This window comes from Variovorax sp. Varisp41 (genome assembly GCF_047325085.1).
Lineage (GTDB): Bacteria > Pseudomonadota > Gammaproteobacteria > Burkholderiales > Burkholderiaceae_C > Variovorax.
Window position 1 is genome coordinate 1,483,951 of record NZ_CP168540.1, and the last position, 21,202, is coordinate 1,505,152.

Genomic DNA, 21,202 nt, shown 5'->3' on the forward strand with positions numbered 1-21,202 from the left:
CGCCGCGACCGTGGCGGCCGGCATTCCTCGCCCCTCGAAAAACGGAGACAACGAACCATGCATTCCGCGCGCCTCAAGCTCATCGTCATCGCCGCCAGCATCGCCGCCGCTTCCTGCGGCGGTGGAGGCGGCGGTGGCGGGGTGTTCCCGATCCTGCCGCCCGCGCCCGCCCCCGCGCCGCCGGCCCCGCCGCCTCCGCCGCCCGCACCCCCGCCCGAGGAGCGCCGCGCGCAGGACGACCGCAATTCGTTCGCACCGGCCGACCCCACGGCCACCACCTTCGCAGCGCTCGCGGCCGCGGCCGGCGACACGGTCGACAACGCCACCACCAGCCGCTGGGCCGGCGTGCTCGGCGGCGCGGCCTACCGCGTGGAGGTGCCGTCCAACTGGAACGGCAAGCTCGTGATGTACGCGCACGGCTATGCCGGCGAAGGCAACGTGCTCGCGGTCAGCAATCCCTCGATCCGCCGCTACCTGATCCAGAACGGCTATGCCTGGGCCGCCTCGAGCTACAGCAAGAACTTCTACGACGTGCGCGTGGGCGTGGAGGACACCAACGCGCTGGCGCTGGAGTTCAACAAGATCGCCAAGGCCAACGGCCGCGAGCTCGCCGCGCCCTCGAAGATCTACATCACCGGCCACTCGATGGGCGGCCACATCACGGCCGCGGCGATCGAGGACGAGGCCTATGCCACGGCCAACCACAAGGTGCGCTACAACGGCGCGGTGCCGATGTGCGGCGTGGTCGGCGACACCGAGCTGTTCGACTACTTCGCGGGCGCGCAGGTCACGGCGCAGGCGCTGGCGGGGCTGCCGAAGTACCCGACGGTGAACTGGTCGGACATCTCCGCGCAGGTGACCGGCACGCTCTACACCAGCTTCCCGGGCACGCCCACGGCCACCGGCCTGAAGTTCGCCTCCGTGGTCGAGAACCTCACGGGCGGCAAGCGTCCGATGTTCGACCTCGGCTTCACCGCCGGCGGCTCCTTCGCCGCGGTGTGGGGCGTGTTCGGCAGCGACGGCACGGTCAACGGCATCCTCAACAAGAACACGCTCGACACCAACCGCTTCACCTACACCATCGAGGGCGACACCGCGGGCTCGACCGCGCTCAATGCCTCGGTCATCAAGCTCACCGCCGTGGCCGATGCCAACCGGCTGCGCCGCGACGGCCTGCGCTGGATCCCCAAGGCCAACGGCGAGTTCAAGATCCCGGTGGTGAGCCTGCACACGCTCGGCGATCTCTACGTGCCCTTCAGCATGGAGCAGATCTACAACAAGCGCGTCGCGGCCAAGGGCAACGCCAGCTGGCTGGTGCAGCGCGCGGTGCGCGGCATCTCGCACTGCGACTTCACGCTGGCCGAGCAGGTCGAGGCCTTCGACGCGATGATCAAGTGGGAGCGCGACGGCGTGAAGCCCGCGGGCGACGACGTGGTGACCGCGGCGACGGTGGCCGATCCGAAGTACGGCTGCACCTTCACGCGGCCGCTGGGCACGGTGGACGAAAGCGGCACCAGCCAGCTGACGCGACCCGGCGCCGCCGCCGCGCGTCCCTGCTGACGTGCATCGAACGGGAACCGCCCGCGCGGCGGTTCCCGCCCGCCTTCAGCGCTTCTGCGCGCTGTAGGCCTTCACCACCGGCACCGCGGTCGCGGCGCTGTCGACGAACAGCCCGTCGATCCCGGCATCGAGGAAAGCGGTGATCTCCGCCGCCGTGTCGCCATGCACGGTGCCGTCGGCCTTCGGCTCCTTCTTGAGGCTGTCGGGCAGGAAGGCGTTCTCGGGCCGGACCGTGTAGATGTGGACGAACAGCTTTTTGTCGTGCGCATCCTTCACCAGCGTGGTGGGCGTGCCCAGCTTGCCGGCCACCACCGGGATCACGCGCGACTTGTCGGGACCGATGCCCTGCGCATAGGTCGCGATCTCGGCCAGGCCCTCGGGTTTCACGAGATCGGCATAGGTGCGCTTGTCGCCCAGTGCCACGAGGTCGTAGGGCGCGCCCGAGCCGCCGATCAGCTGCACGATCCTCACCGTGCTGCGCAGGCGCACGTCCTTGAGGTTGCCGGTCTCGAAGGACTGCACGAACACCGGCGCATCGGCCTTGTTCAGGCCGTGCTTCTGCAGGGTATCGAGCAGCTTGTTCTCGAGCGGCAGGCCGATCGAGCGGAAGTAGGTCGGGTGCTTGGTCTCGGGATAGATGCCGATGGTGCGGCCCTTGGCCTGCGACTGCGCTTTCGCGAGCTCGATCACCTCGTCGAGCGTGGGCACCTGGAACTGGTCGTTGAACGACACGTTGGCCGGGCGCTGCGCGGGAATGCGCTCGCGCGCGCGCAGCTCCTTGAGCTCGGCCAGCGTGAAGTCCTCGGTGAACCAGCCGGTGACAGCGCGGCCGTCGATGGTCTTGGTGGTCTTGCGGCTCGCGAACTTCGGCACGTCGACCACGTTGGTGGTGGCCTCGAGCACGTTGCCGTTGGCGTCGACGATGGCGATCGCGTTCTCGTGGCGCGCCACCAGCTCGCCGTCCTTGGTCGGCACGAGGTCGGGTTCGATGAAGTCGGCGCCGTCGTCGATGGCCTGCTGGTACGAGGCCAGCGTGTGCTCGGGGCGCTTGGCGGGTTCGCCGCGGTGCCCGATCACGAGCGCGGCGGGCACGGGGGCCGGCGCGGGCGGCGGCGGCGGTGCCGGCGGCGCGGGGGCCGGTGCGGGCGGCAGGATCGGGAAGACGGCGCCGCCGCCGCCTCCTCCACCGCAAGCGCTCATGAGCGCGCAGGCGCCGACCGCCAGGGCGATCCTGGCCAGGGGAAATGACTGCATGGGAGACCCTCTCTCTCGCTGTGTGGCTGGTACGGATTCGTCGCCACCCGCCGCGCGTTGTTATGGGTTCTTGGCGGGCGTCGGATCATTGCGAGGCCGTGTGTCCGCGCCGTGACATGCACGGCCCCCGCGCCTCGCTCAGGAGCGCGCGGCCAGCTTCGCCTCGAGCGCGGCGATCAGCGCCCTCGCCTCGTCGCCTTCGGGGATGTCGCGCCCGCTGTCGCGCCACTGCACCGCGCTCTTGAAGCCCTCGGCCTCGGCCTGGCGGCGAAACCACATGCCCTCGGGGTTGTGGCGCGTGATGCCGTCGAACACGGTGGCGAACATCTGGCTCTGCTCCAGGCCCATCGAATGCCAGACCTGGTTGACCACCAGCTTGTGCATCATCAGGTGCGAGCGCGGCACGCCCGCGATGCGCAGCGCCAGCTTCAGCGTGGCGGCGTCGAGTTCTTCGGCCGGCACCGCGAAGTTGGCCAGGCCCCATTCGGCCGCCTGCGCGCCGTCGATGGTGTCGCCGGTGAACATCAGCTGCTTGGCGCGCAGCGCGCCTAGCCGGTAGGTCCACATGGCCGTGGTCGGGCAGCCCCACACGCGCGTGGGCATGTAGCCGATGCGCGCGTCGTCGGCCATGGCCAGCAGGTCGCAGCACAGCGCGATGTCGCTGCCGCCGGCCACCGCGTAGCCATGCACCTTGGCGATGGTCGGCTTGGTGCAGCGCCACAGTGCCATGAAGTCGTCGGTGTTGCGCTTCATCGCGGCGTAGTCGAGCATCGGGTCCCAGGGCGTCTTCTCCTGCCGGCACGGATGCTCGCCCTGCCCCTCGCGCCCGTGGCCCTCGGCATAGTCGCCGAGGTCGTAGCCGGCGCAGAAGGCGCGGCCCGCGCCCTCGACCACGATCACGTGCACCTCGTCCTCGGCCTGGGCCCACTCCACCGCATGGCGGATATCGGTGGGCGTGGTCTCGGCGATGGCGTTGAGCTTCTCGGGGCGGTTGAGCACGAGGCGCGCGATGCGCGGATGCTGCGGATCCTGGTCGATGACGACGGTGCGGAAGTCGGGCATGGGCGGTGTCTCCTGGGTGGATCGTCGGGTGCAGGTCGACGTGCCTGCATCCCGCATCCGCTTGTAGCATCGGCCGCCGCGCGCGCAACCGGCGCTTGCACCGATGCGCCCGATGCTCAGGCGCCCGAGAGCCGGAAGCGGAACACCGCGCCGCGACCCGCCTGCGGCACCAGCCGGATGTCGCTGCCATGCAGCTGCAGGATGCGCTGCACGAACACCAGCCCCAGCCCGCCGCCGCCCGAGCCATCGCTGCGCACGCTGCCGGTGAAGGCCGGGCGCGTGAACAGGCTGGGCTGCAGCTCGCGCGGAATGCCGGGCCCGGTGTCGCTGACCTGCACCGTCACGCCCGCGCCCTCGTCGCCCGTGGCCGCCCGCAGCTGCACCACGATCTCGCCGCCGGCCGGCGTGTGGCGGATCGCGTTGTCGAGCAGGTTGGTCAGCACGCGCTCGATCATCCCGAGGTCGGCCGACACCACCGGCAGGCCCGGCGCGATGTCGGGACGCAGCCTCTGCTGCCGCGACTCGGCCGCGAGCTCGAACTTCTGGAACACGTCCTGCACCAGGTCGGCCAGCGCGAAGCGCTCCTTCTCGGGCTTGACCACGCCGTACTCGAGCCGCGCCAGCTCGAACAGCTCCTGCGCGAGCCGCCCCACCTTGCGGCTCTGGTCGAGCGCGATGTCGAGGTAGCGCCGGCGCTCCTCCTCGTCGAGCGTGCCGGCCTTCAGGCGCAGGGTCTCGAGGTAGCCGTGCAGCGAGGTCAGCGGCGTGCGCAGGTCGTGCGAGACGTTGGCGAACAGCTCGCGCCGCTGCTGGTCCTGCAGGGTGAGCTCGCGCCACTGCTCGGCGATGCGCCGCGTCATCTGGGCGAAGGCCTGCGCGAGCAAGGCGATCTCGCCGCCGCCGCGCGCGATGCGCTCGAGCGTGGGCGCCTGGCCCTCGAGCGCGTCGATGCCCTCGGTCTCGAAGCGCCGCACCGCGGCCGTGAGTTCGCGCAGGGGCCGCGTGATGAGCCAGGACGCGGCCGTTCCCGCCACCAGCCCGAGCAGCGCCACCAGCGCCATCGACCACAGGGTGGTGCGCAGCACGTTGTCGGCCGCCACGTTGGCCGCCAGCGCATCGTGGTCCTCGCCCTGCAGCACCACGTAGACATAGCCCGCCTCGCGGCCGTTCATGCGCAGCGGCGCGGCGCTGAAGACCTTGGCCGCCTGCAGGTTGCGCGGGTCCTCACCGAGGATCGGCATCGGTTCGCCCGCGAGCAGGCGGCGCACCGGCGCGAGGTCGACGCGGTCGCGCTTGAGATGGCCCGGCGGCGCGGCCTGCGCCGCGATGCGGCCGTCGGGCGCGAGCACGTAGAGCTCCACGCTCGGGTTCACGGCCATCAACTGGTCGAACAGCCGCTTCACCGCCTCGGGGTCGAGGCCGCCCGGGCGCATCAGTTCGGCGTTCTGGGCGATGTGCGCGGCCAACCCGCTCGACAGCCGCTGCACCACCTCCTGCTCATGGCGTCCGTTCGCGCGCAGCTGCAGCCAGGCCGAGGCGCCGCAGCACACCAGCAGCAGCAGCGCGAACACCAGCGACAGCCGGCGCGAGAGGGTGGCCCAGCCCATCATGACCCGGCCTCCTCCTGGCCGTCGGCCGCGAGCTTGTAGCCGCGGCCCCAGACGGTGAGGATGCGACGCGGTGCGGCCGGATCAGCCTCGACCTTGGTGCGCAACCGGTTGATGTGGGTGTTGACGGTGTGCTCGTAGCCGTCATGCTGGTAGCCCCAGACCTGGTTGAGCAGGTCGAGCCGCGAGAACACCTTGCCGGGATGGCGCGCGAAGAAGTACAACAGGTCGAACTCGCGCGGCGTGAGCTCGATGGCCTTGCCGTCCACGCGCACCTCGCGCGCGAGCGGCTCGATCTCGAGGTTGCCGAGCGCGAGGCTGCCCGACTCCAGCCGCGCATTGCGCGCCAGCGCATCGGTGCGGCGGATCAGCGCCTTCACGCGCGCCACCAGCTCGAGCACCGAGAAGGGCTTGGCCAGGTAGTCGTCGGCGCCGAGCTCGAGGCCGAGGATGCGGTGCACCTCGCTCGAGCGCGCGCTGATGATGATGATCGGGGTGTAACGTGCCATGGCGCGTGCGCGGCGGCAGATCTCGAGCCCGTCGATGCCGGGCAGCATGAGGTCGAGCACCAGCGCGTCCCACTGGCCGCGCTCCAGTTCGCGCAGCCCCGCGTGCCCATCGGCCGCATGCACCACCGCATAGCCTTCGTCGCGCAGGTGCATGCGCAGCAATTCGGCGATGTGGGCGTCGTCTTCGACCAGCAGCACGCGTTTGGGGGTGTCCATGGCGCCGATTGTCCCGCGATACGGATTCCCGAGTTATCACGATTCTTTGAACTTTGCGTGATGAATCGGCCAGGGGGTGCGGCCAAGAATTCGCTCCATGAACAGCACCGCCCTCGCCGCCCCGGACACCCGTCCCATCCACCCGCTGTGGATGCGCATCACGCACTGGCTCAATGCGCTGGCGGTGCTGGTGCTCGTGACGAGCGGCTGGCGCATCTACAACGCGGCGCCCTTCTTCCCCTTCACCTTCCCGTCCGGGGCCACGCTCGGCGGCTGGCTCGGCGGCGCTTTGCAGTGGCACTTCGCGGCGATGTGGCTGCTGGTGTTCAACGGCTTCGTCTACCTGGCGCTCAACATCGCGAGCGGACGGCTGGCCGCCAAGTTCTTTCCGGTCACGCCCGCCGGCGTGTGGCACGACGCGCTGTCGGCACTCAAGGGCCGGCTCTCGCATGCCGATCCGCGCCGCTACAACAACGTGCAGCGGCTGGCCTACCTGTTCGTGATGCTCGACATCGTGTTGATCGTGCTGTCGGGGCTGGTGCTCTGGAAGTCGGTGCAGTTTGCTGTGTTGCGCGATCTGCTGGGTGGCTACGAGTTCGCGCGGCGCATTCACTTCTTCGGCATGGCTTCGCTTGTTGCCTTCGTCGCGCTGCATCTGGTCATGGTGGCGCTGGTTCCTCGCACCTTGCTTGCGATGGTGCTTGGGCGTTTGCCTCGGGGATCCCAATGAATTTCGTGGCTCTTCACAACCAAAGCCAGACATGAGAATCTTCAAAGCCCCAAGGATGACCGCCGTCGACAGCGAGGCAGTGGTGAAAGAAGCCCGCCAACTGATCGCGAAGAAGGTCGAGCACCCCGCACGCCGTGCCTTCCTGCAACGCTCGCTGACCCTGGGTGGCCTGTCGCTGCTCACAGGCTGCAGCATCAGCGACGACAGCCACGTCGAGGCCGCGCTCTCGAAGATCTCGCGCTTCAACGACCGGGTGCAGGGCCTGATCTTCAGCCCCACGCAACTCGCCGAGACCTATCCCGCCTCGATGATCACGCGGCCCTTTCCGTTCAATGCCTACTACGGCGAGGACGAGGTCCGCGAGGTCGACGGGGAAAGCTACCGCCTCGAGGTCACAGGACTGGTCGCCGACAAGCGCCGCTGGACACTGCCCGAGCTGCGCGCCATGCCGCAGCACGAGCAGATCACGCGCCATATCTGCGTCGAGGGCTGGAGCGCCATCGGCCGCTGGGGCGGCGTGCGCTTCGCCGATTTTCTGCGCCACGTCGGTGCCGACACCACCGCGCGCTACGTCGGCTTCAAGTGCGCCGACGACTACTACACCAGCATCGACATGGCCACCGCGCTGCATCCGCAGACCCTGCTGGCGCTGACCTACGACGGCGAGGTGCTGCCGCCGAAGTACGGCTTTCCGATGAAGCTGCGGATGCCGACCAAGCTTGGCTACAAGAACCCCAAGCACATCCAGGCGCTGTTCGTCAGCAATACCTATTCAGGTGGCTACTGGGAAGACCAGGGCTACAACTGGTTCGGAGGGAGCTGAGCCGTCGCCCGCGACGACCTGGTTGCCGATGAAAGCGAGAGGCCGAGTTCCTTGCGGACCGCGCCATTTTTTGATGAAGACGAAATCCACTCACTCAGGAGAACCGATATGAACAAGCTCACCGCCACCCTGCTCGCCACCTGCCTGGCCTTCGGTGCCGCCTCCACCGCCTTCGCGGCCGACGAGATGGCCAAGGATGCGATGTCGAAGGATGCCATGGCCAAGGACGGCATGAAGAAGGACGCCATGGCCAAGGATGGCATGTCCAAGGACGCGATGAAGAAGGACCACATGGCGAAGGACGGCATGGCCAAGGACGCCATGAAGAAGGACGCCATGGGCAAGGACGAGATGAAGAAGTAAGGCGCGACGGGCGGCCCCGGCGCGACCGCCGCCGGGCCACCCTCGCTGCGCATTGACGAAAGCCGCGCGGCACGGCATGGTTGCGCGGTCGACGCCGCCACCCCCACCCTCGAGGCACTCCATGAAGACCTTCGCACTTTCGGCGGCCGCCATCGTCGCCGCCGCCACCATCTGGCACGCCGTGCCTTCCGCCGCCGAGCCCGCGCGCCGCGTGCCCGCCCCCACCGCCGACCTCGTGGCGCCACCCGCCGCGAAGACCGAAACCGCCGTCTTCGCGGGCGGCTGCTTCTGGGGCGTGCAGGGCGTGTTCCAGCGCGTGCAGGGCGTGAGCAATGCCGTCTCGGGCTATGCGGGCGGCGATGCCAAGACCGCCAGGTACGACGAGGTCGGCTCGGGCCGCACCGGCCATGCCGAATCGGTGCGCATCACCTACGACCCCAAGCAGATCAGCTACGGCAAGCTGCTGCAGATCTATTTCTCGGTCGCGCACGACCCGACCGAACTCAATCGCCAGGGCCCCGACACCGGCACCCAGTACCGCTCCACCGTGTTCGCCGAGAACGCGGAGCAGGCACGCATCGCGAAGGCCTACATCGCGCAGCTGAACCAGGCCAAGACCTTCGGCAAGCCGCTGGCCACCACCATCGAGACGGGCAAGCCCTTCTACGCCGCCGAGGACTACCACCAGGACTTCCTCACCAAGCACCCGGACCACGGCTACATCGTCGTCAACGACTGGCCCAAGATCGACGATCTGAAGAAGCTCTTTCCCGAGAGCTATCGGTCGGCGCCGGCGCTGGTGAGTGCGGCCGCGAAGGCCGGTTGAGAGCCCTCGGTCAGCCGCCCGCGATCACCAGTTCCACCCCCTGGGCCGACGCCGCATCGCGCGCCGCCTGCGGCAGCCGCGCGTCGCTGACCCAGTGCGTCACCGCGCCGAAGGGCACCACCGAGACCAGCGCGCGCTGACCCCACTTGTTGCTGTCCACGATCGCGCACACCTGCCGGCTGCGCTCCATCACCGCGTGCTTGACTTGCGTTTCGAGGTGGTTGGTGTTGGTCCAGCCCACCTCGGCATCGACCCCGCGCGCGCCCATGAAGAACAGGTCGAAATGGAAGTTCGCGACCTGGGCCAGCGTCATCGGGCCCACCGCGCTCACGCCGGCGGCGTAGATCTCGCCGCCGATCGCGTAGATGTCGTAGGGCGTGCGGCCCACCAGCTCGGCGGCGATGTTGATGCCGTTGGTGACGATCGCGAGCCGCTTCACGTTCTTCAGGCCCTGCTGGATCGCGCGTGCCACCTCCATCGAGGTGGTGCCGGCGTCGAGGTAGATCGACCAGCCGTCCTGGATCAGCCCGGCCGCCGCCGTGCCGATCTGCTGCTTCTGCGACGAGCCTTCCTGGATGCGCACGCCGAACTCGGTGTCGCGCCCGATCGGCAGCGCACCGCCGTGCACCCGCTTGAGCAGGCCGGCGTCGTGCATCTCCTGCAGGTCGCGCCGCAGCGTCATCTCCGACAGCGTGAAGCGGCGCGCCATGTCGCTGACCCGGCAGGCGCCCTCCTGCGCCAGCACCTTGAGGATCAGCATGTGCCGGTGCTCCGCCGTCGTCGCCTGCAGGGCCTCCTGCCGCGACGGATCGGACGGCGGCTCGAAGGCCTGGGGCGTGGGACGGGAAGCGTTTCGGGTCATCGCGGGTTCGTGTGTCTATCGGGCCTGCCCATAGTAGGCGCCGGCGCCATGCTTGCGTTCGTAGTGCTTGCGGATCACGGCGCTCGGCAGCTCGCGCGCCTGGGGGTCGATCGATTGCGTGAGATAGGCCATCTGCGCCAGTTCCTCGAGCACGCGTGCGTTGTACACGGATTTCATCGCGCTCTTGCCCCAGGTGAAGGGCCCGTGGCACGACACCACGATCATCTCGACCTCCTGCGGCGAGATGCCCTGCATCCGCCGCACGATCTGCAGGCCGGTCTCCTCCTCGTAGTCGCGCGCCACGGCCTCGTCGCTGATGACCTCGGTGACCGGCACCGCCACCGTGAGGTGGTCCGCATGCGTGGTGCCGTAGATGGGGATCGGGCGCCGCGCCTGGGCCCAGGCGACCGCATGCACCGAGTGCGTGTGGCAGACGCCGCCGATGCCTTCGAAGGCGCGGTAGAGCACCGCATGGGTCTTCGTATCGCTCGAGGGCCGCAGGCTGCCTTCGACCACGCGCGACTCGAGATCGACCACCACCATGTCGTCGGCCGTCATCCGGTCGTAGGGCATGCCGCTGGGCTTGATCGCGAAGACGCCCTGGCGGGCATCGAAGGCGCTCACGTTGCCGAAGGTGTACAGCGCCAGCGCCTGCTTCGGGATTTCCAGGTTGGCCTCGTAGGCCTCGCGCTTGAGTTCTCTATGCAGCGTCATGGCCCACCTTCTCCTTCATCCCTTGCACCAAGGCGCCCATCTCGCGATAGCGCCGGAATAGTAAACGATAGGCCGCGGCCTCCGCGGGCCGCGGCTCGTAGACCAGGTCGAAGCCGCAGGCCATGGCCCGCTGCGCGGCGGGAATGTCGGCATGCAGGCCGCATGCGACCGCCGCGCACATGGCGGCGCCCAGCGCCACCGCCTGCTCCGACTTCGCCACGCGGATGCGCTGGTCGAACACATCGGCCTGGATCTGCATCAGCAGCGCCGACTTGCGCGCCACGCCGCCGATCGCGAGCACCTCGTCGATGCGCACGCCCGACTCGGTGAAGCGGTCGACGATCGCCTTTGCGCCGAAGGCCGTGGCCTCGACCAGCGCGCGGTAGAGCTGCGGCGCCGAGCTGCCCAGCGACAGCCCGAACAGCGCACCGTGCAGCGTCTGGTCGGCATAGGGCGTGCGGCGCCCGTTGAGCCAGTCGAGCGCGGCCACGCCGTGCGCGCCCGGCGGCTCCAGCGCGGCGGCGCGCTCGAGCCGCGGCAGCAGTTCGGCGCGCAGCGCCTCGCGCGCTTCGCCGTCCTGCAGCGGCCACTCGAGCACGCGCGCGAACCATGCGAAGGCATCGCCCACGGCCGACTGCCCGGCTTCCAGGCCGATGGCCCCGGCCATCACCGAGCCGTCGACCTGGCCGCAGATGCCCTCGACCACGCGGTCCCCGAGTTCCTCGGTCGGCGCCAGCACGATGTCGCAGGTCGAGGTGCCCATGATCTTGACCAGCGTGTGATGGCGGATGCCGGCACCGACGGCGCCCATGTGGGCATCGAAGGCGCCCACGCCGACCGTCACGTCGCCGGGCAGGCCCAGCCGGTCGGCCCAGGCGGGCGTGAGCGTGCCGATCGGCGTCTCGGCGGTCCAGGTGCGCTCGTAGAGCCGCTCGCGGATGCCGTCGAGCAGCGGATCGAGCCGGCTCAGGAAGGCCTGCGACGGCAGGCCGCCATGGCGCTCGTTCCACATCGCCTTGTGGCCGGCGGCGCAGCGGCTGCGGCGCAGCTGCGCGGGCGCGGTGGTGCCGGTGAGTTCGGCCGGCAGCCAGTCGCAATGCTCGACCCAGCTCGCGGCGGCCTGGCGCACCCGCGCGTCGTGCCGGAACACCCACAGCAGGTTGGCCCAGTACCACTCGGCCGAGTACACGCCGCCGATGTGCGCCGTGTAGTCGACGCCGCCCCAGCCGCGCGCGGTGGCGGTGATCTGCTCGGCCTCGAGCGTGGCGCTGTGGTCCTTCCACATCAGGAACATCGCGTTCGGGTTGTCGGCGAAGGCCGGCTGCAGCGCCAGCGGGCGGCCGTCCGCGTCGACCGGCGCCGAGGTGGAGCCGGTGGTCGCGATCGACAGGCCGCGTACGCCGGCGCGCACCGTGGGCGCCACCTGCGACAGCGCGCCGCGCGCCGCCTGGGTCAGCGCCTCGAGATGGTCCAGCGGATGCTGGCGGAAGATGCGCCGCACCGGATCGCAGTACTGGCCGGCGGCCCAGCGCGGAAAGGCCGCCACCGCGCTCGCGAGTTCCTCGCCGGTGAAGGCGTCGGCGATCACGCAGCGGCAGGAATCGGAGCCGAAGTCGACGCCGATGACAGGAGTGATGGAGGTCATGGCGCTCAGTGCTGCGATTGCTTCTGCCGCCATCTGTCGATGATCACCGCGAGCAGGATCACCGCGCCCTTGGCCACGTACTGCCAGAACGAAGAGACGCCGAGGATGGTCAGGCCGTTGTTGATCACGCCGATGATCAGCGCGCCGATGATGGTGCCGCCGATCGAGCCCACGCCGCCCATCAGGCTGGTGCCGCCGAGCACCACCGCCGCGATCGCGTCGAGCTCGTAGCCGGTGCCCCAGTTGCCGTTGGCGCCGAACAGCCGGCTCGCCGACATGGCGCCGGCCAGGCCCGAGAACAGGCCGCTGATGGCATAGACGAACAGCAGCACGCCGCCCACGCCGATGCCCGTGAGGCGCGCCGCCTCGGGGTTGCCGCCCACCGCGTAGATGTGCAGGCCGAGGATGGTCTTGCGCAGGATGACCCACGACAGCAGCGTCACGCCGGCGGCGATCCACACCAGCCAGGGCAGGCCCAGGAAGTCCTCGTTGCCGATCCAGCCGAAGCTAGGGATCTCGCTGTTGAGCACCGTGGTGCCGTCGGCGAACAGGTAGGCGGCGCCGCGCAGCGCGGTCATGGTGCCCAGCGTCACGATGAAGGGATTGATCTTCAGCAGCGCCACCGTGGTGCCGTTGAGCAGCCCCATCAGCAGGCCCGCAGCGAGGAACACCGGCAGCGACAGCGCCGCGTGCGAAGTAAGCGAGGTGAGCATGCCCAGCACCGCGGACACGGCCAGCATCGAGCCCACCGACAGGTCGATGCCCGCGGTCAGGATCACGAAGGTCATGCCGGCCGCGAGCACCAGGTTGATCGAGACCTGGCGCAGGATGTTCATCGTGTTCGCGGTGGTCGCAAAGTTCGAGCCGCCGTCGCCCGACAGGTAGACGGTGAGGCCCCAGAACACGAGGTAGAGGATCAGCAACGCGGGCAGCATGCCCAGGCGCTGGAGGATGCCGGTCGCGCGGCTGGCGCGCGCCGGCGTGCCGCCCGGGGGGGATGCCGGCGGGAGCGCCGGGGAAACGAGTGTCTTGGACATGGCGAGGGCTCGGTGGTGTGGGGGTGTGCGGCGCGGATCAGCGCGGCGCGCGCGTGGCGTTGGCGTTGGCATGGGCCTGCTGCAGCAGCCCGGGCGTCAGCGCTTCCATGGTGTCGATGCGCAGGTCGGCCAGCGCGAGCGCCTCGGCCGACAGCGGGTAGTCGGGCCCGGGCGCGGCGATCGCGGCCATGCCGGCGGCCTTGAGCGAGCGCAGGCCGTTGGCGCTGTCCTCGATGCCGACCGCGGCCTGCGGCGCGATGCCCAGGCGCGACAGCGCGAGCAGGTAGATGTCGGGCGCGGGCTTGCCGTGCTCGACGTCGTCGCCGCAGACCACGGCCTGCATCAGCGGCGCCAGGCCGCTGGCCTGCAGCACGTGGTGCGCGAGCTCGGCCGGCGAGCCCGTGGCCAGCGCCACCGCGTGCGAGCGCGCGGCCATGCGCACCGCCTCCACGGCACCGGCGCGCAGCGGCAGGTGGCGCCGGTACTGCGCCAGCATGCGGCCCACGATCTCGCGCGCGATCGCGGCCTCGTCCATGCCGTTGCGCTCGCGCAGTTGCAGGCGCTCGACCATGATGCGCGACCAGGCCGCGGTGTTGGTGCCCATGGTCGACTCCTGGTCCTCGGTGGTCCAGCGCGCGCCGATGCTCTGCGCGAAGTCCTCGCGCACGCGCTGCCAGACGATCTCGGTGTCGATCAGCACGCCGTCCATGTCGAAGACCACGGCCTGGAGCGGCGAAGAAGAGGAGGAAGGGTGGATTGCGGTCGAGGCGTTCATGCGATGTGCCGCTCCGGCTCGGGAGCGTTGACTGCGAGTTGGATGATGTTTTCCTGGGTGATGCGATCGCCCGCGAGTTCGCCCGCGATGGCGCCTTCGCGCATCACGAGCACGCGGTCACACACGCCGACGATCTCGGGCAGCTCGCTCGAGATCACGACCACGGCGACGCCGGCCTCGGACAGCTCGCCGATGATCCGGTAGATCTCGCTCTTGGCGCCGACGTCGACGCCGCGCGTGGGCTCGTCGAGGATCAGCACGCGCGGCTGGATCTCGAGCCAGCGCGCCAGCAGCAGCTTCTGCTGGTTGCCGCCCGACAGCGCTCCCACGATGCCCTGCGGCCCCGCGATCTTCACGTTGAGCCGCGCGATGGCCCGGCGCGTCAGGCGGTCGAGCGCGCCGTGGTTCAGCACGCCCGCGACCGCATGCCGCGGCAGCACGTTGATCGCCACGTTGGTCAGCGCGCTGAGCTGCAGGAACAGGCCCTGCCCCTTGCGGTCCTCGGGCACGTAGCCCAGGCCGAGGCGGATGGCGTCGAGCGGACGGCGCACGTCGACCGGCTGGCCGTCGACCAGGATCGTGCCACCGGTGCGCGCGTCGGCGCCCACCACCAGCCGCGCCAGCTCGGAGCGCCCGGCCCCGACCAACCCGGCCAGGCCCAGCACCTCGCCCGCATGCACGCGCAGGCTGCTCGGCCGGTTGCGCGGCCCGCTGAGGTCGCGCAGCTCCAGCATCACGCGCCCGGGCGGGCGCCGGCCGCGGTGCTGGTAGAAGTCGGTCAGCGTGCGCCCGACCATCATCTGCACGATGCGCTGCTCGTCGATCTGGTCGCGCGCCAGGTCGGCCACGTGGCAGCCGTCGCGCAGCACCGTCACGCGGTCGGCCAGCGCCGTGACCTCGGCCATCCGGTGGCTGATGTAGATGATCGCGATGCCGTCGTCGCGCAGCCGCCGCATGACGCGGAACAGGTGCGCCGTCTCGCGGTCCGACAGCGCGGCGGTCGGCTCGTCCATGATCAGGATGCGGCCCTTGTGGACCAGCGCCCGCGCGATCTCGACCTGCTGCTGCTCGGCGATCGACAGCCGGCCGGCCGGCCAGTCGGCGCCGAACTGCGCGCCCAGCAGCTGCAGCACGCGCTCGGTCTCGCGCAGCATGCGCGCGCGGTCGACCAGCCAGAGCGCCGCGCGCGGCTCGTTGCCCATGAACACGTTCTCGGCCACCGTGAGGTGCCGCGCGATGGCGAGCTCCTGGTAGATCAGGTTGATGCCCGCGCGCTGGCCATGGGCCGGACTGCGGATGGCCACCGGCTGGCCGGCCACGCGGATCTGCCCGGCATCGGGCTGGTAGACGCCCGAGAGGATCTTCATCAGCGTGCTCTTGCCCGCGCCGTTCTCGCCCATCAGCGCGTGGATCTCGCCGGGGCGCACCTGCAGCCGCATGTCGTGCAGCGCCCGGGTCGCGCCGAAGCGCTTGTGGATCCCGGACATCTCCAGCACGAACCCGTCCATGGCGGCCTGCGTGCTCAACGCACCCAGCCCTTGTAGCCGGCGATGTTGTCGCGCGTGGTCAGCGGCGTCGCCATCAGGTTCAGGGTCTTGGCGGGCTTGCGGCCGTTGAGCAGGCCGTAGGCCACGCGCACGCTCTCGGCGGCCATCTCGTTCGGGTCCTGCGCCGGCGTGACGACGAACAGCGAGTCCTTGGCCTTGAGCGCGGCCTCGCCGTCGGGCGAGCCGTCGACGCCGCCCGTGACCTTGATGTCGGTGCGGCGCGCCTGGCGGATCGCGAGCTCGGCGCCGATCGCCGTCGGGTCGTTGATGCCGAACACCGCATCGATCTTCGGCTGCGCCGTCAGGATGTTGGCCATGGCCGCCAGCCCGCCGTCGCGGCTGCCCTTGGCGTCCTGGTTGTCCGACACCAGCTTGATGCCGGGGTACTTGGCCAGCGTCTCCTTGCAGCCCTTCACGCGGTCCATGATCGACGACACCGGCGGGCCGTTGACGATCACGAAGTTGCCCTTGCCGCCGATGCGTTCGGCCAGGAACTTGCACGACTCGGCGCCCGCCATCGTGTTGTCGGACATCACGGTGGCATCCGCGCCCTCGGCCGTCACGTCCACCGCCACCACGATCACGCCCGCCGCGCGGGCCTTGCGCACGGCCGGCGCGATCCCCTTCGAGTCGGCCGCGCCCAGCACGATCACGTCGACCTTGTTCGCGATGAAGTTGTCGATCTGGTCGACCTGCGTGTTGAGGTCGTACTTGCTCGAGACCGTGGTCACCTTCACCGCCGGATTGATCTTCCTGGCCTCGGCTTCGGCGCTGCGGCCGATCGCGACGAAGAACGGATTGGCCATGTCGCCCAGCGTGATGCCGATGGACTTGAGCGGCTTGTCCTGCGCGAATGCATGGCCCGCGCACAGCGCGAGGACGGCGGCTGCGACGCAGCGGGTGATCGACTTCTTCATGGACCTGTCTCCTTTCGAATGCTCTGGAAGGTGCGCGCCGGAAGCCGGCAGGCGTTCGGTTGTTCGATAGAACGAACGAATTCTATTGTTCATTCGAACATTTCAAATCGAACAATATCGAAATTATTCTCAGGGAAATCCCTCGATATATGTCCGTTTATGTGCGTATTTGATGCTGCATACTTGCCGCGCCTTCGCGACCCCGCGGGGCGCAGCCAAAGGGGAAAAGACAAGCCATGACTCGCTTGCTGGTGGTGGGCGGCATCAACATGGACTACGTGTTCGAAGCACCCTGCCTGCCGCGCACCGGCGAGACGCTGGGCGGGCAGAGCTTTCGCCGCGCGTCCGGCGGCAAGGGCGCCGATCAGGCCGTGGCGGCCACGCGCCTGGGCGCCGAGGCCTGGCTGGTCGGCTGCACCGGCGACGACGCGGAAGGCCGCGAGCTGCTGGGCCGCCTGCGTGCCGAGGGCGTGCGCACCGACCACGTGGCCACCACGGCCGACGCCCCCACCGGCGCCGCGGCGGTGTTCGCCTGCCAGGGCGAGAGCGCCATCGCCGTGGTGCCGGGCGCCAACCACCGGCTCAGTGCCGCGCACGTGCGCGCGGCCGAACCGCTGTTCGCGCGCAGCGACCTGGTGCTGGCCGAGCTGGGCATTCCGCTGGCGGCCGCGCTCGAGGCGGCCGAGCTCGCCCACCGCCACGGCAAGCCCTTCCTGCTGACGCCCTCCCCCGCGGGCGCGATCCCGCCCGAACTGGCGCGGCGGGTGCACCTGTTCCTCGCCAACGAGCACGAGCTGATGGCGGGCTTCGGCGACGGCGAGTCCGACTGGCGCGCGCTGCTGGCGAGATGGCCGGGCCGCATCGTCGTGACGCGCGGCGGCGAAGGCGCGGCGCACGTCGATGCCCAGGGCACGCTGCACGAGCAGCCGGCCTTCCGCGTGCCGGTGATCGACACCACCGGCGCCGGCGATGCCTTCGCCGCGGCGCTGGCGGTGCACTGGGCGCTCGGCATCCCGCGCGCGATGCGGCTGGCCTGCGCGGTGGCGGCGCTCGCGGTGCGCGGCTTCGGCTCGCAGAGCACGCTGCCCACGCAGCGCGAGCTGCAGGACTTTCTGGAGCGCGCGGGCGCCTAGAACGAGCTCACAGCAGCCTCAGCCGCTGTGCCTGCTCTTCGAGTTCCGCGCGGAAGTCCGGATGCGCGATCGCGATCAGCTCGCGCGCGCGCTGCCTGGCCGACTTGCCGCGCAGTTGCGCCACGCCATGCTCGGTCACCACGTAGTCGATGTCGTTCTTGCTCGTGCTCACGTGCGTGCCGGGAGACAGCGAGGGCACGATGCGCGAGATGGTGTCGCCCTTGGCGGTCGAGGGCAGCACGATGAAGGCCTTGCCGCCGCGCGAACGGTTGGCCGCGCGCACGAAGTCCGACTGCCCGCCCGTGCCCGAGTACGGCGCATGGCCCAGGCTCTCGGAGCCGCACTGGCCCAGCAGGTCGATCTGCATGGTGGCGTTGATCGCGACCAGGTTGTCGTTGAGGCCCGCGAGCGCCGGGTCGTTGGTGAAGTTCACCGGATGCATCTCGAGCGCCGGGTTGCGGTCCATGAAGCGGTAGAGCTTGCTCGAACCGAGCGCGAAGGTCGCGATCGACTTGCCGGGCAGGTGGTTCTTGCGCCGGTTGGTCACGGCGCCGCTCTCCACCAGCGTGAGGATGCCGTCGCCGATCATCTCGGTGTGGATGCCGAGGTCGCGCTTGGCCGTGAGCTGCATCACCACCGCGTCGGGAATGCCGCCATAGCCGATCTGCAAGGTCGAGCCGTCGTCGATGCGCTCGGCCACGTACTTGCCGATCGCCTGCTGCACCGGACCGATCTTGGGCAGCCCCACCTCGAGCACCGGCGCCTCGCTCTCGACCAGCGCCGCCACCTGCGACACGTGCACATGGCAGGCGCCATGCGCGAAAGGCACGTTCGGGTTGACCTCGAGCACCACCGCGCGCGCCTTGGCCACGGCGGCCATCGTGTAGTCCGCGCCCAGGCTCAGCGCGAAGTAGCCGTGCGCGTCCATCGGCGAGGCCATGCTGAAGACCACGTCGGCCGGAATCTGGCCGCGCTCGATCTGCGCCGGGATCTCCGAGAAGTAGTTGGGCAGGAAATCGATCCAGCCCTCCTGCCCGCCCGCGCGCGTGGCGCCGCCGAAGAACAGCGCGATGTGGCGCACATGCTCCACCGTCTCGGGATCGATGTAGGCGTACTTGCGCATCGCGAGGATCTGCGCGACCTTGACGTCGCGGAAATCGCGCCGCTGTTCCGACAGCGCCTCGAGCAGCGCGGGCGGCTCGCCCACGCCGGTGGGCACGATGATCATGTCGCCGTTGCGCACCTGGCGCACGGCATCGGCAGCGCTCGCGCGCTTGCGGCGGTACTGGTCCTGGAAGTCCATGAAGCGTCTCGTCTCTTTTTCTGAAGGGATGGGAAATGAGGGGCGGCCTACAGCGGCGCGTCGTTGCGCGCATCGTAGGTGCCGCGCCGCGCGGCCCGGTTGCAGCGCGCGCGGAACACCAAGGCCTTCTGCGCCTCGGACACGCGGGCCGGGTCGCCCTTCCAGAGCTCGAGCGCGGGCTGCTGCACCGCGCGCGAGAACGAGAAGCTCAGCGCCCACGGTAGCCCCGCGCCGAAGCGGGCATTCATCGCATTGAGCCGCGCCGAGGCGAGCTGCGCCGACTGCCCGCCCGAGAGGAAGGCCACGCCCGGCACCGCCGCGGGCACGCTGCGCAGCAGGCAATGCACCGTGGCATCGGCCACCGCGGCCACGTCGTCCTGCACGGCGGCGTTCTGCGCCGGCAGCACCATGTTCGGCTTGAGCAGCATGCCCTCGAGCAGCACGCCCTGCGCGCGCAGCTCGGCGAAGGTGCGGTGCAGCACTTCTTCCGTGACCTCGGCGCAGCGCGCGAGCGAATGGTCGCCGTCCATCAGCACCTCGGGTTCAACGATCGGCACCAGGCCTGCTTCCTGGCACAGCGCCGCATAGCGCGCGAGCGCGTGGGCGTTGACGCGGATGCAGGCGCGGCTGGGCAGACCCGCGCCGATCGCGATCACGCCGCGCCACTTGGCGAAGCGCGCGCCCAGGCCCGCGTACTCGGCCAGCCGTTCGCGCAGGCCGTCGAGGCCCTCGGTCACGGTCTCGCCCGGATGGCCCGCGAGCGGCTTGGCGCCGGTATCGACCTTGATGCCCGGCACGATGCCCGCGGCGGCCAGGGCCTGCGCGAAGGGCACGCCGGCGTGGGTGGTCTGGCGCAGCGTCTCGTCGAACAGGATCGCGCCGCCGATGCTGTCGGACAGCCCCGGCGCCGTGACGATCAGCTCGCGCCAGTCGCGCCGCGCCGCCTCGGTCTGCGGGATGCCGAGCGCGGCGAAGCGCTTGTTGCAGGTGGCGTTGCTCTCGTCCATCGCGAGCAGGCCCTTGTCGGCAGCCAGCAGCGCGGCGGCCGTGTCGGTCAATGTCTTGGCGGTCATGTCGGGACACCTTTCGGGGGCCATCCTACGCCCGCGAGGTTTGCCCCTAGATGACGTTGCGCTCCAAGAGCGGCATGTTGCGCAGGATGCGCTCGAAGCCCACGGCCGACAGGTCGAGGCTGCGGTAGCCGCCGAAGCGGATCAGCTCGGCCACGCCGCGCCCCGCCGCCGGGCATTGCTGCAGGCCATGGCCCGAGAAGCCGTTGGCGAAGTAGAGGTTGTCGCAGTCGGGGTGCAGGCCGAGGATGGCGTTGTGGTCGAACAGGTTCATCTCGTAGTAGCCGGCCCAGGCGCCGGTCATGCGGATGGCCTCGAAGGCCGGCACGCGTTCGGCCAGCGCGGGCCAGATGAAGCTGTCGAAGGCCTCGTACTCGACCTCGAGCGGTGCGTCGTCGGGGTCCTGGTCTTCGGGCGGCGCGAAGCCGCAGATGAACTGGCGGCCTTCGGGGCGCAGCCAGATGCCCGAGGTGTCGATCAGCAGCGGGCAGCCGGGCAAGGCCTCGGGGCACGAGAAGCTGAACACGCTGCGCCGGCGGCCGCGCACCGGCAGCTCGATGCCGGCCCAGCGCGCCACCGTCGCGGCCCAGGCGCCCGCGGCATTCACGACCACGTCGGCCGGCAGGGCCTGGCCGTCGGCGAGCACGACGCCGCGCACGAGGCGCCCTTCGCACTGCAGCCCGGTCGCCTGCGCCTGCACGTAGCGCACGCCCTGCGACACGGCCTTCCTGCGGAAGGCCTGCAGCAGGCTGTAGCCGTCGTACCAGCCCTCGCCCGACAGGCCCAGCGATCCCAGCGCGACGCCTTCCACGCCGAGCCACGGAAAGCGCGCTTTCAGTTCCGCGGGCGCGAGCAGCGCCACGTCGACCGCATGGGCCTTCTGCAACGCATGGTTCTCGCGCAGCACGCCCTCGCCCGCCGCCGAGGCCAGGTACAGGTAGCCGGGCTCGACCAGGCCGATGTCGGGCACCTCGTCGCCCACGCGCAGCGTCTGGCCCAGGCCGCGGAAGAAGTCGATGCCGTAGCGCGACATCTCGATGTTGATGGCGGTCGAGAACTGCTGGCGGATCGAGCTGGCCGACAGCGCCGACGAAGCCTGGCTGTACGAGAAGTCGCGCTCGACCACCGTGACCTCGAAGGGCTCCTGCGCTGGATCGCGACTCAGGAAATAGGCGATGGCCGAGCCGATGGCCCCGCCGCCGATGATCACCACACGCCGCATGCAATGCCTTTCGCTCCGCTCGTCATC

At 70.0% G+C, this 21,202-nt stretch carries 20 protein-coding genes; 6 read left to right on the forward strand and 14 right to left on the reverse strand.

All coding sequences use genetic code 11. The annotated features are described in order from the left end of the window. Window positions 1-57: 57 nt before the first annotated feature. The gene (locus ACEN9J_RS06915) at window positions 58-1,560 is read left to right on the forward strand and encodes an alpha/beta hydrolase family protein (RefSeq protein ID WP_413763662.1); all 1,503 of its coding nucleotides are present in this window, start codon (window positions 58-60) and stop codon (window positions 1,558-1,560) included. A 45-nt stretch (window positions 1,561-1,605) separates the two neighbouring features. Here the strand turns inward: ACEN9J_RS06915 and ACEN9J_RS06920 are convergent, their stop codons facing one another. From ACEN9J_RS06920 to ACEN9J_RS06935, 4 genes are all read right to left on the reverse strand, one after another. Further along, complete coding sequence (locus ACEN9J_RS06920) at window positions 1,606-2,814, reverse strand: glycerophosphodiester phosphodiesterase (protein ID WP_413763663.1); 1,209 nt, start codon at window positions 2,812-2,814, stop codon at window positions 1,606-1,608. 138 nt (window positions 2,815-2,952) lie between these two features. Then, a complete protein-coding gene (locus ACEN9J_RS06925; protein ID WP_413763664.1) occupies window positions 2,953-3,876 on the reverse strand; it encodes a crotonase/enoyl-CoA hydratase family protein in 924 nt (307 codons plus the stop codon). 116 nt (window positions 3,877-3,992) lie between these two features. Continuing rightward, on the reverse strand, window positions 3,993-5,486 hold the full coding sequence (locus tag ACEN9J_RS06930) for a sensor histidine kinase (protein ID WP_082321634.1): 1,494 nt from the start codon (window positions 5,484-5,486) through the stop codon (window positions 3,993-3,995). Continuing rightward, window positions 5,483-6,208, reverse strand: a complete 726-nt coding sequence (locus ACEN9J_RS06935; protein WP_057596730.1) for a response regulator transcription factor — start codon at window positions 6,206-6,208, stop codon at window positions 5,483-5,485. Before ACEN9J_RS06935 ends, ACEN9J_RS06930 begins: the two co-directional genes overlap by 4 nt. Before the next feature lie 97 nt (window positions 6,209-6,305). Between ACEN9J_RS06935 and ACEN9J_RS06940 the strand changes: the two genes are divergently transcribed. The 4 genes from ACEN9J_RS06940 (at window position 6,306) to msrA (ending at window position 8,950) form a co-directional block, all read left to right on the forward strand. After that, on the forward strand, window positions 6,306-6,938 hold the full coding sequence (locus tag ACEN9J_RS06940) for a cytochrome b/b6 domain-containing protein (RefSeq protein ID WP_057596729.1): 633 nt from the start codon (window positions 6,306-6,308) through the stop codon (window positions 6,936-6,938). 31 nt (window positions 6,939-6,969) lie between these two features. Beyond that, window positions 6,970-7,761, forward strand: a complete 792-nt coding sequence (locus ACEN9J_RS06945; protein ID WP_057596728.1) for a molybdopterin-dependent oxidoreductase — start codon at window positions 6,970-6,972, stop codon at window positions 7,759-7,761. 108 nt (window positions 7,762-7,869) lie between these two features. Then, the gene (locus tag ACEN9J_RS06950) at window positions 7,870-8,124 is read left to right on the forward strand and encodes a pentapeptide MXKDX repeat protein (protein WP_261205940.1); all 255 of its coding nucleotides are present in this window, start codon (window positions 7,870-7,872) and stop codon (window positions 8,122-8,124) included. Between the two features lie 121 nt (window positions 8,125-8,245). Beyond that, entirely contained in the window at window positions 8,246-8,950 is a 705-nt protein-coding gene (msrA, locus tag ACEN9J_RS06955) for a peptide-methionine (S)-S-oxide reductase MsrA (RefSeq protein ID WP_057596726.1), read from the forward strand. Between the two features lie 10 nt (window positions 8,951-8,960). Here msrA and ACEN9J_RS06960 read toward each other — a convergent pair whose 3' ends face one another. From ACEN9J_RS06960 to ACEN9J_RS06990, 7 genes are read right to left on the reverse strand one after another with little or no spacing between them, the layout of a single operon-like run. Beyond that, window positions 8,961-9,812: a DeoR/GlpR family DNA-binding transcription regulator gene (locus tag ACEN9J_RS06960; protein ID WP_412179600.1), complete on the reverse strand. Its 852-nt coding sequence runs from the start codon at window positions 9,810-9,812 to the stop codon at window positions 8,961-8,963. Between the two features lie 15 nt (window positions 9,813-9,827). Beyond that, window positions 9,828-10,526: an L-ribulose-5-phosphate 4-epimerase AraD gene (gene araD, locus ACEN9J_RS06965; RefSeq protein WP_057596725.1), complete on the reverse strand. Its 699-nt coding sequence runs from the start codon at window positions 10,524-10,526 to the stop codon at window positions 9,828-9,830. Beyond that, entirely contained in the window at window positions 10,513-12,171 is a 1,659-nt protein-coding gene (locus ACEN9J_RS06970) for a ribulokinase (RefSeq protein ID WP_413763665.1), read from the reverse strand. The genes araD and ACEN9J_RS06970 overlap by 14 nt, the downstream gene beginning before the upstream one ends. Before the next feature lie 5 nt (window positions 12,172-12,176). Continuing rightward, window positions 12,177-13,208: an ABC transporter permease subunit gene (locus tag ACEN9J_RS06975; protein ID WP_057596723.1), complete on the reverse strand. Its 1,032-nt coding sequence runs from the start codon at window positions 13,206-13,208 to the stop codon at window positions 12,177-12,179. Window positions 13,209-13,245: 37 nt separating this feature from the next. Beyond that, entirely contained in the window at window positions 13,246-13,983 is a 738-nt protein-coding gene (locus tag ACEN9J_RS06980; protein WP_057596722.1) for an HAD family hydrolase, read from the reverse strand. Beyond that, entirely contained in the window at window positions 13,980-15,470 is a 1,491-nt protein-coding gene (locus tag ACEN9J_RS06985; RefSeq protein ID WP_413764550.1) for a sugar ABC transporter ATP-binding protein, read from the reverse strand. The genes ACEN9J_RS06980 and ACEN9J_RS06985 overlap by 4 nt, the downstream gene beginning before the upstream one ends. Before the next feature lie 35 nt (window positions 15,471-15,505). Next, window positions 15,506-16,447 (reverse strand): ABC transporter substrate-binding protein, encoded by a 942-nt coding sequence (locus tag ACEN9J_RS06990; protein WP_413763666.1) that lies wholly within the window; start codon window positions 16,445-16,447, stop codon window positions 15,506-15,508. Window positions 16,448-16,683: 236 nt separating this feature from the next. Here ACEN9J_RS06990 and ACEN9J_RS06995 point away from each other — a divergent pair, with 236 nt between their 5' ends. Then, window positions 16,684-17,580, forward strand: coding sequence for a ribokinase (locus ACEN9J_RS06995; protein WP_413763667.1), 897 nt, complete (start codon window positions 16,684-16,686; stop codon window positions 17,578-17,580). Between the two features lie 7 nt (window positions 17,581-17,587). Here ACEN9J_RS06995 and ACEN9J_RS07000 read toward each other — a convergent pair whose 3' ends face one another. From ACEN9J_RS07000 to ACEN9J_RS07010, 3 genes are read right to left on the reverse strand one after another with little or no spacing between them, the layout of a single operon-like run. Further along, window positions 17,588-18,883: an acetyl-CoA hydrolase/transferase family protein gene (locus ACEN9J_RS07000; RefSeq protein ID WP_413763668.1), complete on the reverse strand. Its 1,296-nt coding sequence runs from the start codon at window positions 18,881-18,883 to the stop codon at window positions 17,588-17,590. Window positions 18,884-18,930: 47 nt separating this feature from the next. Beyond that, a complete protein-coding gene (locus ACEN9J_RS07005; protein ID WP_413763669.1) occupies window positions 18,931-19,956 on the reverse strand; it encodes a class I fructose-bisphosphate aldolase in 1,026 nt (341 codons plus the stop codon). Window positions 19,957-20,002: 46 nt separating this feature from the next. After that, the gene (locus tag ACEN9J_RS07010) at window positions 20,003-21,175 is read right to left on the reverse strand and encodes an NAD(P)/FAD-dependent oxidoreductase (RefSeq protein ID WP_413763670.1); all 1,173 of its coding nucleotides are present in this window, start codon (window positions 21,173-21,175) and stop codon (window positions 20,003-20,005) included. Between the last annotated feature and the right edge of the window lie 27 nt (window positions 21,176-21,202).